The sequence below is a fragment of the Microbacterium excoecariae genome (assembly GCF_011326725.1).
GTDB classification, from domain to species: domain Bacteria; phylum Actinomycetota; class Actinomycetes; order Actinomycetales; family Microbacteriaceae; genus Microbacterium; species Microbacterium excoecariae.
Map to the genome: position 1 here is coordinate 349,150 of NZ_JAANCO010000001.1, position 14,458 is coordinate 363,607.

General features: G+C 72.0%; 10 protein-coding genes. 4 read left to right on the forward strand and 6 right to left on the reverse strand.

Annotated features, from left to right (window positions below):
• Positions 1-55: 55 nt before the first annotated feature.
• Positions 56-1,585, forward strand: coding sequence for a DUF7059 domain-containing protein (locus G8E01_RS01500; protein WP_166314887.1), 1,530 nt, complete (start codon positions 56-58; stop codon positions 1,583-1,585).
• A gap of 133 nt (positions 1,586-1,718) precedes the next feature.
• On the opposite strand, the gene galK is transcribed toward G8E01_RS01500, so the two are convergent.
• Both galK and galT read right to left on the reverse strand, forming a co-directional pair.
• Positions 1,719-2,918: a galactokinase gene (galK, locus tag G8E01_RS01505; RefSeq protein WP_166314889.1), complete on the reverse strand. Its 1,200-nt coding sequence runs from the start codon at positions 2,916-2,918 to the stop codon at positions 1,719-1,721.
• Positions 2,918-4,120, reverse strand: a complete 1,203-nt coding sequence (gene galT / locus G8E01_RS01510; protein WP_420826038.1) for a galactose-1-phosphate uridylyltransferase — start codon at positions 4,118-4,120, stop codon at positions 2,918-2,920. The genes galK and galT overlap by 1 nt, the downstream gene beginning before the upstream one ends.
• A gap of 170 nt (positions 4,121-4,290) precedes the next feature.
• On the opposite strand from galT, the gene G8E01_RS01515 reads away from it, so the two are divergent.
• Both G8E01_RS01515 and murJ read left to right on the forward strand, forming a co-directional pair.
• Entirely contained in the window at positions 4,291-6,354 is a 2,064-nt protein-coding gene (locus G8E01_RS01515; protein WP_166314893.1) for a DUF6049 family protein, read from the forward strand.
• A complete protein-coding gene (gene murJ, locus G8E01_RS01520) occupies positions 6,351-7,943 on the forward strand; it encodes a murein biosynthesis integral membrane protein MurJ (protein WP_166314895.1) in 1,593 nt (530 codons plus the stop codon). Before G8E01_RS01515 ends, murJ begins: the two co-directional genes overlap by 4 nt.
• A gap of 77 nt (positions 7,944-8,020) precedes the next feature.
• On the opposite strand, the gene G8E01_RS01525 is transcribed toward murJ, so the two are convergent.
• The 4 genes from G8E01_RS01525 to G8E01_RS01540 all read right to left on the reverse strand — a co-directional run bounded on the left by G8E01_RS01525 (position 8,021) and on the right by G8E01_RS01540 (position 13,310).
• Positions 8,021-10,012 carry a beta-galactosidase gene (locus G8E01_RS01525; protein ID WP_166314897.1) on the reverse strand — a complete coding sequence of 664 codons (1,992 nt, stop codon included), beginning with the start codon at positions 10,010-10,012 and terminating at the stop codon, positions 8,021-8,023.
• Between the two features lie 104 nt (positions 10,013-10,116).
• Positions 10,117-11,445, reverse strand: coding sequence for an ABC transporter substrate-binding protein (locus G8E01_RS01530; protein ID WP_166314899.1), 1,329 nt, complete (start codon positions 11,443-11,445; stop codon positions 10,117-10,119).
• Positions 11,446-11,476: 31 nt separating this feature from the next.
• The gene (locus G8E01_RS01535; RefSeq protein ID WP_166314901.1) at positions 11,477-12,397 is read right to left on the reverse strand and encodes a carbohydrate ABC transporter permease; all 921 of its coding nucleotides are present in this window, start codon (positions 12,395-12,397) and stop codon (positions 11,477-11,479) included.
• A 1-nt stretch (position 12,398) separates the two neighbouring features.
• Positions 12,399-13,310 (reverse strand): carbohydrate ABC transporter permease, encoded by a 912-nt coding sequence (locus G8E01_RS01540; protein WP_240921218.1) that lies wholly within the window; start codon positions 13,308-13,310, stop codon positions 12,399-12,401.
• 116 nt (positions 13,311-13,426) lie between these two features.
• Here G8E01_RS01540 and G8E01_RS01545 point away from each other — a divergent pair, with 116 nt between their 5' ends.
• A complete protein-coding gene (locus G8E01_RS01545) occupies positions 13,427-14,455 on the forward strand; it encodes a LacI family DNA-binding transcriptional regulator (protein WP_166314905.1) in 1,029 nt (342 codons plus the stop codon).
• Positions 14,456-14,458: the final 3 nt, after the last annotated feature.

Genomic DNA, 14,458 nt, shown 5'->3' on the forward strand with positions numbered 1-14,458 from the left:
GTACGGATCCGCCGCGCCCCGGCGGACCGTGCGTGGGAACTTCCTATGAACGAGAATGAATCCCGTGCTGAACCCGGATCCCGCCCTCTGCCGCGCGCTCGCCGGCGACCTTCGCCGAGCCGACTTCCGATCCGAGCCGCTGCGCGCGGCGTGGGGAGTGGAGGCCGACGACGCGATCGGCCGCACGCTCGCCCTCCCGGCCCTACGCGCGCTGAGGGACCGGACGGATCCCGCCGCGGTGCTCGCCCGCCTGCTCGTCTTCGGCCGGACGCAGCCCGCCGAGGACGTCGACCGGGCGCTCCCCGACACGGGATCCGCGGGCCTCGTCCACCTCGGGCTCGCGGAGCGCGACGGCGACGCGGTGCGCCCGCGCGCGACCGTGCGCCCGCAGTCGTTCCACGACGACCGGGGGCCCGGCGAGTGGTGGATCGCCGCCGACCTCGACGAGCTCGCCCTCGGAGCCGGCGCGCTCGCGGAGGACTACGTGCTCGGCGTCGGCGGGGCCTCCGTCACGCTCGCGGGCCTGCAGCTGCCCGACCGAGCCGGTCGGGTGCTCGACCTCGGCACGGGGTGCGGCGTGCAGGCGCTCCGCGCGCGGAGGTACGCGGACGCGGTCGTCGCGACCGACATCAGCGAACGCGCCCTCGCCTTCGCGCGGATCAGCGCGCTCCTCAACGGCGTGGACGCCGTCGAGACCCGCCTCGGGTCGCTCTTCGCGCCCGTCGCGGGCGAGACGTTCGACCGGATCGTGTCGAACCCCCCGTTCGTCATCACCCCGCGTATCGCGGGCGTCCCCACCTACGAGTATCGCGACGGCGGCCTCGTCGGCGACGCGCTCGTGCAGCAGGTCGTGGCGGGCGTGGGGGCGCACCTCGTGCCCGGCGGCACGGCGCAGTTCCTCGCCAACTGGGAGTCGCGCGGCGGCGAGGACGGGCTGGAGCGGATCCGCGGCTGGATCGAGACGTCCCCCGTTCCCCTGGACGCGTGGGTCATCGAGCGCGAGCGCCTCAACCCGATCGAGTACGCGGAGATGTGGGTGCGCGACGGGGGCACGGCCCCGGGCAGCCCGGAGCACGACCGGCTGCTCGCCGCCTGGCTCGACGACTTCGCGGCGCGCGGGGTGACGGGGGTCGGGTTCGGGTACGTCCTCCTCCGGCGCGCGGACGCCGGCCCGACGCTGTCGCGGTACGAGCGCATCCCGCAGCCCGTGGCGTCGGAGGGCGCGCTCGGATCCCACCTCGCGGCGGCGCTTCGCGCCCACGACGCCCAGGCCGCCCTCACGGACGAGGCGCTCGCGGGGGCCCGCCTTCGGGTGGCCGCCGACGTCACGGAGGCCCGCCATCACACGCCGGGCGCCGAGAACCCCACGGTGATCGAGCTGCGCCAGGGCGGCGGCTTCGGGCGCTCGGTCCAGGCGGATCCGGCCCTCGCGGGCCTCGTGGGCGCGTGCGACGGCGACCTCGCGGTCGGTCAGATCGTCGCCGCGCTCGCCGACATCCTCGAGGTGGACGAGGCCGCCCTCGCCGCCTCGCTCCTGCCCGCCGTGCGCGCGCTCCTCGTCGACGGGTTCCTCGCGCTCGCGTGACCCGCCCGGCCAGCAACACAACGCAGTCAATCTTCGGCCCGGCGGCCGCGGCGGCGCGGATCCGCGCCATGTCCGCAAAAAAATTGACCGCGTTGTGTTGTTCGGGCGCTGGCGTGCCGGGCCCGCGGGGGCGTCAGGCGTCGCGGAGGACGCCGTGCGACGGGACGACCGTGAACTGGTTTGGCGCGCGGAACCCGGCGCGGGCGAACGCGTCGGCCACGGCCTCGCGGGTCTGCTCAAGGCGCGCCTCGTCGACGAGCGCGATCGCGGCCCCGCCGAACCCGCCGCCCGTCATCCGCGCGCCCACGGCACCGGCCTCGAGGGCGCTCTCGACCGCGGTGTCGAGCTCGGGAACCGAGATCTCGAAGTCGTCGCGCATCGACACGTGCGAGGCCACGAGCAGGCCGCCGATCGCGCGGGGCCCCTCGGCCCGCAGCGCCTCCACGGTGTCGAGGACCCGCTGGTTCTCCGTCACGATGTGGGCGACGCGGCGGAACGTCACCTCGTCGAGCACGGCGCGCGCCCGATCGAGGTCGCCCACCGTGAGGTCGCGCAGGGCGGGGACGCCCAGGGCGGCCGCGCCGCGCTCGCAGGCCTCGCGCCGGTCGCGGTAGCCGCCCGTCGAGTGCGAGTGCGAGACCTGGGTGTCGATCACGAGCAGCGCGAGGTGTTCGCGGGCGAAGCCGAGGTCGACGGCCTGCGTCTCGAGCGTGCGGCAATCCAAGAACGTGGCGGCGTCCGTCTGGCCCATGATCGAGGCGACCTGGTCCATGATCCCCGTCGGCGCACCGACCGCCTGGTTCTCGGCGGTCCGGCCGATCTTCGCCATGTCGAGCGGCGTGAGGCCGAGGCCCCACAGGTCGTCGAGCGCTCCCGCGGTCGCGCCCTCGATGGCCGCCGAGGAGGACAGGCCCGCGCCGATGGGCACGTCCGACGCGATCGCGATGTCGACGCCCGGGATCTGCGTGGCGCCCTGGCCGTCCGCGGCGAGCGCGGCCCACGCGACGCCGAGCGGATACGCGGCCCACTCGGGCACGGATCCGCTGCGCACTCCCTCGCCCGCGTCGCCGCCGAACAGCGCCTGGAGCTCGACGATCGCGACCTCGACCGGGTTCGGATCGAAGGTCGACACGACGCGGATGATGCCGTCGGATCGGCGCCCGACAGCCGCGTAGGTGCGGTGCTCGATCGCGAACGGCAGGACAAAGCCCTCGTTGTAATCGGTGTGCTCGCCGATGAGGTTCGCGCGGCCGGGCGCCGACCAGATGCGCTCGGGGGCGGATCCCGTCAGGCGCTCGAACAGCGCGGCGGCGGACTGTGCGGTCGGCGTCATCAGAGGACCTCCCCGGCCTGGGCGATGGCGTCCCGGAGGCGCTGGGCGCCCGTCTCCGGCGGAATCTCGGCGGCCCAGGCGCCCATGGCGGCCTCGGATCCGGCGAGGAACTTGAGTTTGTCCGCGCCGCGGCGCGGCGACGTGAGCTGCAGGTGCATGCGGACGCTGTCGCGCCCGACGTGCACGGGCGCCTGATGCCACGCGGCGATGTACGGCGTCGGGGTGTCGTAGAGCGCGTCGACACCGCGCAAAAGGCGCAGGTAGACCGAGGCGAGCTCGTCGCGCTCGGCCGAGGTGAGCTCCGAGAAGTCGGCCGCGTGGCGGCGGGGGACGAGGTGCGCCTCGACCGGCCAGCGCGCCGCGAACGGCACGTACGCGACCCAGTGCTCGGCCTCGATCAGGACGCGCTCGCCCGCGAGCTCGAAGTCGAGGATCCGCTCGAACAGGTCGGCGCCCTCGCGCTCGATCTGCCCGAGCAACGCCTGCGTGCGCGGCGTCACGTAGGGGTAGGAGTAGATCTGCCCGTGCGGGTGGTGCAGCGTCACGCCGATCTGCTCGCCGCGGTTCTCGAACGGGAACACCTGCTGGATCCCGGGCAGCGCCGACAGCGCGGCCGTGCGATCGGCCCACGCCTCGATGACCGTCCGGGCACGCGTGACCGACTGGGTGCCGAAGGATCCGGTGCGCTCCGGGCTGAAGCACACGACCTCGCAGCGGCCGATCGCCGTGCGCGTGCGGCCGAGGCCCGGCGCCCGGAGGTCGTCGAGGCCCTCGGGCGCGTCCTCGCCGGCGGGCACGTCTCCCGTGGCGCGCGCGAGCGCGGGGCCGAGCGCGGGGGACCGGTTCTCGAACACGGCGACGTCGTAGACGCTGGGCACCTCGGACGGGTTCGTCGGCGTCTGTGGGGCGAGCGGATCCAGCTCCGCCGGCGGCAGCATGGCCCGGTTCTGGCGGTTCGCGGCGATCGTGATCCAGTCGCCCGTCAGCACGTCGCGACGCATCGAGGCGGTCGCGGGGCGGGGGTCCAGCGCGCGCGCGTCGACCGCGCGCTCCGGCGGAAGCGCCGTGCCCGGGTCGTCGAAGTAGAGGATCTCCCGTCCGTCCGCCATGCGGGCCGCGCGGCGCACGACTCCGCCCGTGAGCTCGGTCGCCGAGGTCACGGCATCGAGAGAAGAGGTTGCTGCGTCTTCGGGCATTCCCATAGTCCTCGGGGATGGATGGAGAGGGGGATACGCCCGATCCTATCGAGCGCGCAGGCCCCGCCCGCGCACGCCGGACCGCGCGGCGGGAACACATCGTTCCTCCTGTGCGGCCTGACAGGCGCCCGTCCGTAGACTCGTCGTCAGCGCGGCTCGCGGTCGCGGACTCTCCTATGAACGATTCGACTTCCTGGACGCGGCGCCCCCTCACCCTCGGCGCCGCCCTCGTCGTGGGCTGCGGGCTGGCGGTCGCCGCTCCGGGCGCCGCGACCGCCGCGACCCTGCCGACGTCGGTCGCGAGCGCCGACGAGGCGCCGCCGGAGGCCGCGGACCTCCCGCCCGTCACGCTGCGCGTCGGCGACCAGGGCGTCGTCTCGGGCGACGAGGCGGCGCTCGACATCGGGCTCGCGAACCCCGACGACGCGGCCTACGACGCGGCCGAGATCGTCATCCGGCGCGGCGACGCGCTGACGGACGCCGCGGCCGTCGAGGCCTGGGTGTCGGGCGCCGGCGGCGACGCCTCGGAGGAGATCGCGACGATCGAGACCAACGACCTCGGGGCCGGCGAGGCGACGAACCTCAGCGAGAGCGTCGACGTCTCCGACCTCGAGACGGGCGTCTACCCCGTGCTCGCGACGTACTCCGGGCCGGAGATCCCCGCCGGCGCCCGCGCCGTCATGATCGTCTCGGGCGGATCCGCGCAGCCGGTGGCGCTCGTCGTCCCGATCACGGGGCCGGTCGCGACCACGGGGGTGTACTCCGCCGACGTCCTCGCGACCCTCACGGGCGAGTCCGGCCTCCTCACGGCCGAGCTCGACGCCGTGGAGGGCACCTCCGCGATCCTCGCCGTCGACCCCGCGATCCCCGCCGCGATCCGCGCGCTAGGGGATGACGCGCCGCCCCAGGCGAGCGCGTGGCTCGCGCGCCTCATGGCGCTCCCGAACGACCGGTTCGCCCTCCAGTTCGCCGACGCCGACGTCGCGACGCAGGTCGCCGCCGGGCTCGACGCGCCGCTCGGGGTCGACGACCTGTCGGCGTACACGGCGGGGCTGGGCGAGGACGCGACCGGCGTCGACGCCCTCACCGACATCGGCGAGACCGCGAGCGCGCCCGTGTACTGGCCCGCGAGCGGATCCCTGAACGACGAGCTCGCGGCCGCGATCACGGCGGGCGACGGCGCGCGGGTGCTCGTGCCGGCCTCCGACACCGCTGACGGCGAGCCCGCGCTGGGCGAGCGCACGATCGCCTACGACGACGCGCTCTCGGACCGCCTGCTCGCGGCCGCCGCCCTCGCCGATCCCGCCGAGCGCGACCGCGCGCTCTCGGCAGCGACCGCCGAGATCTGGCTCGCGGCGGACGACGAGCCCGTCGTCCTCGCGCTCGACCGCATGGGCTCCGACACGCTCACGACCGACCAGGCCGGATCCGTCGTCGTCGACGCGGAGGCCGACGTCACGGCCGACGGCCTCGACGCCGCCGTGGACGCGGCGCTCGGCACGCCCGCATCGACGCCCCGAACCCTGTCCGCGCTCGCGGGATCCGGATCCATTCCCCTTGCGGAATACGAGGTGGACGAGGCGCGCATCGCCGCCGTCGCGGGCTACCTCGCCGACGTCCCGGGGCTCCAGCACATCGCGACCGCGCTGGAGGACCCGAGCCTGCTCACCAGCCAGACGCGCGCGGAGTTTCTGCGACTGCTCGCCGTGAGCTGGTCGACGAACCCCGACGGGTGGGAGGACGCCGCCGAGACGCTCGACGCGCTCAACACCGACCGTCAGCAGGCGATCGACATCCAGCAGCCGTCGCCCGTGCAGCTCCTCAGCCCCGAGGCGCCCATGCCCGTGTGGATCCGCAACGACCTGCCCTATCCGGCGAACGTCGTCGTTGTCGCGGAGCCCGACGACCCCCGCCTCTCGATCGAGGAGCGCACCGTCGTCGTCGCGCAGCCCGACAGCACCACCCGCGTCACGATCCCGATCGAGGCGCGCGTCGGCAGCGGGGACGTCACGGTGCACTATCGGCTCGAGGCCGTCACGGGAGAGGTGATCGGGCCCGAGCGCGACATGCCGGTGACCGTGCGCGCCGATTGGGAGCGCATCGGGATCACGGCGTTCGGCGTGCTCATCGCGGGCCTGCTCGGCATCGGCGTGGTCCGCCAGGTGCGGCGGCGTCGCCGGCTGCGGTCCGAGGCCGCCGACAACCACTCCGATAGCGGCATACAGGAAGCGGGCGAATGAGCCTCGGACGATCGAGCGCCATCATCGCGGCGGGCACGCTCGCCTCTCGCGTGACGGGGCTCCTACGGAGCATGGTCCTCGTCGCGGCGATCGGGGCGTTCGGCCTCGCCAACGACGCCTTCTATACCGCGAACATCCTGCCGAACTACGTCTTCCAGGTGATCTCCACCGGCGTCATCACGGCGGTGTTCGTGCCGCTCATCGTGCGGTGGTCGACGGCCGAGGACGGGGGCCAGCGGCAGCTGTCGAAGCTCTTCACCCTCGGCACCGTGGTCATGCTCGGCGTCACCGCCGTCGCGCTCGTGGCGGCGCCCCTGCTCGTCTCGCTGTTCTCGCACTACTCGGGTCCGCAGTTCGACCTCGCCGTCGCGTTCGCCCTCTGGTGCCTCCCGCAGGTGTTTTTCTACGGGATGTTCGCGCTCATCGGCGAGACGCTCAACGCCCGCCGGGTGTTCGGGCCCTACGCGTGGACGCCGATCGTCAACAACATCGTCTCGATCGCGGGCTTTCTCGTATTCATCGCCATCTACGGCGGCGGCAGCATGCCGATCGAGGAGTGGGATCCGGGCAGCATCGCCCTCCTCGGCGGCACCGCGACCGCCGGGATCGTCGCCCAGACCATCGCCCTCGTCATCTTCTGGCGCAAGACCGGCCTACACCTGCGGCCCGACTTCCGCTGGCGCGGCATGGGCCTCGGCGAGGTGCGGCGCGTCGCCACGTGGAGCATCGCCATGCTCCTCGTGGGCTACGTCGTCACGGCGGTGCAGCAGCAAATGATCTCGACGGCGTCGGGCGAGAACGCCTCCGTGACGGTGTGGCAGAACGCCTGGCTCGTCTTCATGCTCCCGTACTCGCTCATCGTCATGAGCATCGGGACGCCCTACTTCACGCGCATGAGCGAGCACGCGGCCGCGGGGCGCGACGCCGACGTGCGCTCCGACATCGGGACCTCCACCCGGGTCCTCGGCATGCTCATCGTGATCTCGGCCGTCACGCTCATGGCCGCGGCCGTGCCGCTGTCGCGCCTGTTCGCCACGAACACCGCCGAGGCGGAGGGCACCGCGACCGTGCTCATCGGGTTCCTGTTCGGGCTCGTGCCGATGGCGGTCCTGTTCATCATTCAGCGCGCCTTCTACGCGTACGGCGACACCCGCACGCCGTTCTTCTTCACGGCGTTCCAGGCGGCCCTCGCGGTCGCCGGGGCCCTCGCCGCCCGCGCGCTGCTCGGCGACGCCTGGGTGACGGCGGGCATCGCGTTCAGCCAGGCGGTCGCGAGCCTGGCGCAGGTCATCCTCGCGTCGTGGCTGCTGCGTCGTCACCTCGGCCCGCTCGGCATGCTCCCCAACGTCTGGGCGATCGGCCGCTTCACGGCGGCCGCGCTCCCCGCGGGGGCGGCGGGATACGCGGTGTACCTCTGGACGGGCGGCCCCGGCGGGTGGATGCTGTCGGGCCTCGCCGGCGCCGTGGCCGGGTGCGTCGTGATCGGCCTGGTGTGCTCGGTGATCTACGCCGCGCTCCTCGCGGTGTTCCGCGCCCCCGAGCTCTCGGCCGTCACCGCGACGCTCCGCGCCCGCCTCCCCCGACGCTAAGTCCACAATTCTCCGACATTTCATCGGGGGATTCCCCGATGAAATGTCGGAGAATTGTGGACTTGCGTGGCGCGGGGTTAGCCGCGGGCGATCGCGACGCCGCGCGGGGGGAGCGTGGCGGATCCGTAGAGGAAGTCCGTCGCGACCCCCCCGAGGTCGACCGCGTCGTCGGTGCGGTTGATGAAGAACCGCACGCGGCCGTTCGCCCCCGCGCGCACGACCAGCTCGACCGAGGAGCGCAGCGCCTCGGGCAGCTCCGAGGTCACCCCGGCACCGGACAGGAGCTCCGGCAGGATCGCGGCGAGGCCGTCGAGCCCCAGGCGCGTCGAGACGTACGCGGCGGATCCGGTGCCCGCGGGCCGGCGCGTGACCGCGGCCCCCAGCTCCTCGTGCTCGTACGTCGCGAGCACCTCGACGTCGCCGGCGACGACGTCGATCGGCTCGCTCCACAGGGATCCGTTCGTGCCGATCGACAGCGGCACCGTCTCCCCCGCAAACAGGGGCCGGAACTCCTCCACGCGGATCCCGAGCAGGTCACGGAACGCGCCGGGGTAGCCGCCGAGATACGCGTGGTCGTGCTCGTTGACCGCGCCGGAGAAGTACGTGGTCACGAGGTGCCCGCCGGCGGTCGCGTACGCCCGGAGGGTGTCGGCGAGCGCCTCCGGCACGCTGTAGAGCACGGGCGCGACGACCATGCGGTATCCCGCCAGGTCGGCGTCGGTGGGCACCACGTCGGCGCGGATCCCGAGGTTCGCCAGCGCCGTCCACCACTCGAGCGCCTCGCGGCGGTACTCCAGTAGCTCCGTCGGGTGCGAATCGAGCTCGGATCCCCACCACGACTGCCAGTCGAACAGGATCGCGACCTGCGCCGGGTCGCGGTCGGATCCGACCACGTCGCCGAGGCCCTGGAGGATCCGCCCGAGCTCCACGACGTCGCGGTACACGCGCGTGTCCTCGCCGGCGTGGGGCACCATCGCGGAGTGGTACTTCTCGGCGCCCGCCGAGGACTGGCGCCACTGGAAGAAGCACACGGCGTCCGCGCCGTGCGCGACGTGGGTCAGGGAGTCCCGGATGAGCTCCCCCGCCCGCTTCGGCCGGTTCACCGGCTGCCAGTTCACCGCGCTCGTCGAGTGCTCCATGAGGAACCAGGGCCGGTGCCCCGCCACGCCGCTCGTGATCGCCGCGGAGAACGCAAGCTCGTCGCGGTCGGCGGTCACGTAGTGGTCGTTGGAGACGAAGTCGATCTCCTTCGCCATGGCGGCGTAGTCCGCGTGGCGCGTGCCGCCCGTGATCATGAAGTTCGTCGTCACGGGGACGTCGGGCGTGATGCGGTTCAACACCTCGCGCTCGGCGACGAGATAGTCGATCAGCGCGTCGGAGGAGAAGCGCGCGAAGTCGAGCTGCTGCGTGGGGTTCGGGAACGACGCGGCCAGCCGCGGGGGCAGCACCTCGTCGAAGGACCCGTACGCCTGCGACCAGAACGCCGTCCCCCACGCGTGGTTGAGGCCCGCGATGTCGCCGTACCGGTCGGCCAGCCACGCGCGGAAGGCCGCGGCCGCGTCGTCCGAGTAGTCGTAGGCGTTGTGGCAGCCGAGCTCGTTGTTCACGTGCCACGCGACGACGCCGGGGTGGGATCCGTATCGCTCCGCAAGCTTCTCCACGACCGTCAGCGCGTACTCGCGGAACACGGGCGACGTCGGCCGCCAGTGCTGGCGGGCACCCTGGGAGAGCACGTGGCCCTCGGCGGTGACGGGCAGCACCTCCGGGTGCGCCATCGTGAGCCACGGCGGCGGGGACGCGGTCGCGGTCGCGAGGTCCACGCCGATGCCGTTCGCGTGCATCAGGTCGATGACCTCGTCGAGCCACGCGAAGTCCCACACGCCCGGGGCGGGCTGGAGCTTCGCCCAGGAGAAAATCGCGACGGACACGACGTCCACGCCGGCCTTCTTCATGAGGCGGACGTCGTCGTCCCACACCTCGCGCGACCACTGGTCGGGGTTGTAGTCGGCTCCGTAGGAGATGCGCGGCGCGGCGCCCTCGGGCGTACGGAGCCAGCGGTGAGTCTGCATGGGGATCCCTTCGGGGAAACGGGGTGAAAAGAGGGCGGGTCGCCAGGATCCGCGTGCGAGGCGCGGCTCCTGGCGACCCGAGGGGTGTCAGCGGCGGGGCGGGGTCACTCGATCGTGAAGCCCTGGTCCGCGCCGTACTGCTCGAGCGTCGACTGCCAGGATCCGAGCTGCTCCGAGATCGTCCCGTCGCCGAGGAAGGCCTGGCCGACCGAGTCGCCGAAGATGGTGTTCGCGTAGACCTGGAAGGGCAGGTACTGCCATCCCTCGACGACGTTCGCCGACGACTCCGCGAGGACCTCGTTGATCTTCTGCCCGCCGAAGTACTCGAACTCCTGGTTCAGGAACTCGTCCGACTCGAGGTCCGCCGTGGTCGCCGGGAAGGCGCCGTTGTCGAGGCGCGTCTGGACGCCGTCGCCCGCGTTCGCGTACTCCATGAACGCGTACGCCAGCTCCTTGTTCTCCGCGTCCGCGGGGATCGCCAGCGAGCTGCCGCCGTTCTCCGACGAGGTGGCCTCGCCCTCGGTCCACTGCGGCATGGGCGCGACGCGCCAGTCGCCGGATCCGTCCGGGACGCTGCTCTCGAGGTTTGCCGGCATCCACGCGCCGATCGGGAGCGTCGCGAGCGTGCCGTTGGCCATGCCCTGGAACCACTCGTCGGTCCAGCCCTCGATCGGAGCGAGAAGCTCGTCGTCGAGCATGCCCTGCCACAGCTCGGCGTACGCCTGCGCGCCCGCGTCGCCCGTCAGGTCGAACGAGACGTTCGTGCCGTCGACGGTCCACGGCGTGCCGCCGGCCTGCCACATCATCGACGCCGCGAAGCCGGCGTCGGAGGACTCGTTGCCGATGTAGACGTCGGGGTTCGCTTCCTGGAACTGGGCCGCGGCCTCGGCGAACTCCTCCCACGTGGCGGGCACCTCGACGCCGTACTCGTCGAAGACGGTCTTGTTGTAGAACAGCGCCATGGGGCCCGAGTCCATCGGGAGGCCCACGATCTGCTCGCCCGAGTGCACCGAGTCCCACGGGCCCGTCGCGAACGCCCCGTCGTACTCGTCGGCGCCGAACTCCGTGAGGTCGGTGAGCGACTCCTGGAGCGCGAACTGGGGGAGGGCGTAATACTCGATCTGCACGAGGTCGGGCAGGCCCTGCCCCGCCGTGATGGCGTTCTGCAGCGCGGTGTACGAGTCGATGCCGGTTCCGACGTTGACGAGCTCGACCGTCACGCCGGGGTTGTCGGCCTCGAAGTCCTCGATCACGGGCTCGAGCGTGGGCTCCCACGCCCACACCGTGATCGTGCCGCCCTCCTCGAGGGCCGCGTCGGTGTCGACGTCGCCGCCGCCGGATCCGCCGGAGCAGCTGGCGAGGGCGAGGGTGGCGACGCCCGCGAGGGCGGTGCCGGCGAGGACGCGCCGGCGGGTGGTTCGGATAGTGCGCATGTGTGTCAACTCCATCGTCGAGGGGAGGGGGTCATTCCTTCACGGATCCGGCGGCCAGTCCCGACTGCCAGTAACGCTGCATGAAGAGGAAAGCGATGATCAGCGGCACGATCGTGAGCAGGGCTCCCGTGATCACCAGGTCGAAGATGGCCTCGCCGCCGGCGGTCGCGGCCTGCGCGTTCCACTGGTTGAGGCCGATGATGAGGGGGTACCACTCCGGATCCCGCAGCATGATCAGCGGGAGGAAGTAGTTGTTCCACGTCGCGACCATCGTGAACAGCGCCACGGTGATCGTTCCGGGGGTCAGGAGCGGCAGGCACACCTGCCAGAAGGTGCGGAACTCGCTCGCGCCATCGATGCGGGCGGCCTCCATGAGCTCCTCCGGGATCGCCTCGCTCGCGAACGTCCACATGAGGTAGAGGCCGAACGGCGAGATGAGCGAGGGGATGATGACGGCGAGCGGGGTGTTCGTGATCCCCATCTCGCTGAACATGAGGAACGTCGGGACGGCGAGGGCCGTTCCCGGCACCGCGACGGCGCCGATGATGACGGCGAACACCGCCTTCTTCCCGGGGAAGTTGAACTTCGCCAGCGCGTACCCGCCGAGGACCGAGAGGAGGGTCGCGCCGCCCGCGCCGACCACGACGTACAGCAACGTGTTCGCGAACCACCGCAGGAAGACGCCGTCGTCGTAGGTGAGCGCGCGGCCGATGTTGTCGAAGAGCGCGAACGAGTTGCCAAACCACAGGCCGAAGGTCGAGAAGAGGTCGGCCTGCGTCTTCGACGCGTTGATCACGAGCCACGCGAGCGGCAGCAGCGAGTACACGACCATGATGGCAGTGAGCACCGTCAGCAGCACGCTGCGGCGCGGCTTGTCGATCGTGCCGAGCCGGCCGCGGCGCTCGGTGCGGGTCGCGCCCGTGCGCAGGGTGACGAGGGTCGTCGTGCTCATGTCAGGATCCCTTCCGCATCCCGCGCAGCTGCACCACGTAGGCGACGATCATCGTGATGACGCCCATGATGATGGCGACGGTCGCCGAGTAGTTGTGCTGCTGGCCCGCGAACGCCAGCGAGTAGGCGTAGAGGTTGGGCGTGTACGAGGTCGTGATCGCGTTCGGCGCGAGCGACTGCATGATGCTCGGCTCGTTGAACAGCTGGAAGCTCCCGATGATCGAGAAGATCGTCGCGATGACGAGCGCGCCGCGGATCGCGGGGAGCTTGATCGCCGTGATGACGCGAAACTGGTTCGCGCCGTCGATCGCCGCCGCCTCGTAGAGCGAGGTCGGAATCACGCGCAGCGCCGAGTAGAAAATGAGCATGTTGTAGCCCATGAACTCCCACGTCACGATGTTGCCGATGGACGCGAGGATCAGGTCCGGCGAGAGCAGGTTCGGCAGGCTCCAGCCGAACATGTCGTTGAGGTTGCCCACGAGGCCGAAGCGCGTGCCGTACATGAAGCCCCACATCAGCGAGGCGACGACGGCCGGGACCGCGTAGGGCAGGAAGATCGAGAGCCGGAAGAAGCTCTTGCCGTAGAGGCGCCCGCTGTCGATCGCCAGGGCCGCGAGCAGCGAGAGGAAGAGCATGACCGGCACCTGGACAACCAGGAAGAGCGCGATGCGCCACACACCCGCCCAGAGCTGCGGATCCCCGAACGCGCGCACGTAGTTGTCGAGACCGACGAACTCGGTGCCGCCGACGAGCTGACTGCGGAAGAGGCTGAGCCAGATCGCGTAGAGGATCGGCGCGATGAACACCAGCGCGAACACGATCGCGAACGGCGCGAGGAATCCCCAGCCGGTCCACCGCCCGCGCGCGCTGCGCCGCGTCCGGACGGGCGCCCGCTGGGGGAGCGTCGCTGGCATGGACGTCATGGTCTTCCTCCGCTTCGTCGCGTGAGCTCTGCAACAATGTTTACGTAAACATAGCCCATTTCGCCACCCGTGGCGCACATCCGCCCGATACCTTGAGCGAACACCCCATGAACACACCCTCTGAAGCACCCGGCTCGCGACGGCGCGTGTCGATGGGCGACGTGGCCCAGCACGCCGGCGTGTCCGCGCAGACCGTCTCCCGCGTCGCCAACGGCACCGGCACCGTCGTGCCCGAGACGCGCGAGCGCGTCATCCGCGCGATGCACGAGCTCGGGTATCGGCCCAATAGCGCCGCCCGCGCGCTGAAGCTCGGATCCTTCCGAACGATCGGCGTCCTCTCGCAGACCCTGTCGACGATCGGCGACGTCCGCACGATCGAGGCCATCGCGCTGAGCGCGGCGGAGGAGGGCTACGCCACCACGCTGCTCCCCGTGCACGCCACGAACCAGGCCGACGTCGACCGGCTGTTCTCGCGCCTGCAGGAGCTCGCCGTCGACGCCCTCATCCTCAACCTCGAGGCGCCGCAGCTCGCGCACGCGGCCGAGATCCTCCCTCCCGGCGTGCCCGTGGTCTACATGGATCCGGATGCGCCCCGCGCCCGCGTCGTCGTCGACACGGATCAGGAGGGCGGCGCGCGGCAGGCCACGGAGCACCTGCTCTCGCTCGGCCACGAGACGGTGTGGCACATCGCGGGCCCCGAGGAGTCCCGCCCGGCGGCCCGCCGCATCGACGGGTGGCGCGGCGCCCTCGAGGCGGCCGGGCGCGAGGTACCGGATCCGCTCCGGGGCGACTGGAGTGTCGCCTCGGGCTACCGCGAGGGGCGTAGGATCGCCGGCCGCGAGGACGTGACGGCGGTGTTCTGCGGCAACGACCAGATGGCGCTCGGGCTCTACCGCGCGCTCGCGGAGGCGGGAAGGCGCGTCCCCGACGACGTGCACGTGGTCGGTTTCGACGACACGTCGGACGCGCGCGCGTACGACCCGCCCCTGACCTCCGTGCACCACGAGTTCTCCGACGTCGGGCGCCGCTGCATCGCCGCGGCCCTCGCGCTCGCGCGCGGCGAGACGCCGGATCCGTTCTCCGTCGTCACGACGAAACTCATCCTGCGCGAGAGCACCGCGGGGCGGCGCGCCTGACGT

Bases quoted from the DNA above. Each gene is read 5' to 3' on its own strand.
- G8E01_RS01545 (WP_166314905.1), top strand. From the start codon at position 13,427: ATGAACACACCCTCTGAAGCACCCGGCTCGCGACGGCGCGTGTCGATG.
- G8E01_RS01515 (WP_166314893.1), top strand. From the start codon at position 4,291: ATGAACGATTCGACTTCCTGGACGCGGCGCCCCCTCACCCTCGGCGCC.
- G8E01_RS01535 (WP_166314901.1), bottom strand. From the start codon at position 12,397: ATGAGCACGACGACCCTCGTCACCCTGCGCACGGGCGCGACCCGCACC.
- murJ (WP_166314895.1), top strand. From the start codon at position 6,351: ATGAGCCTCGGACGATCGAGCGCCATCATCGCGGCGGGCACGCTCGCC.
- G8E01_RS01530 (WP_166314899.1), bottom strand. From the start codon at position 11,445: ATGCGCACTATCCGAACCACCCGCCGGCGCGTCCTCGCCGGCACCGCC.
- G8E01_RS01540 (WP_240921218.1), bottom strand. From the start codon at position 13,310: ATGCCAGCGACGCTCCCCCAGCGGGCGCCCGTCCGGACGCGGCGCAGC.
- G8E01_RS01500 (WP_166314887.1), top strand. From the start codon at position 56: ATGAATCCCGTGCTGAACCCGGATCCCGCCCTCTGCCGCGCGCTCGCC.
- G8E01_RS01525 (WP_166314897.1), bottom strand. From the start codon at position 10,012: ATGCAGACTCACCGCTGGCTCCGTACGCCCGAGGGCGCCGCGCCGCGC.
- galT (WP_420826038.1), bottom strand. From the start codon at position 4,120: ATGGGAATGCCCGAAGACGCAGCAACCTCTTCTCTCGATGCCGTGACC.
- galK (WP_166314889.1), bottom strand. From the start codon at position 2,918: ATGACGCCGACCGCACAGTCCGCCGCCGCGCTGTTCGAGCGCCTGACG.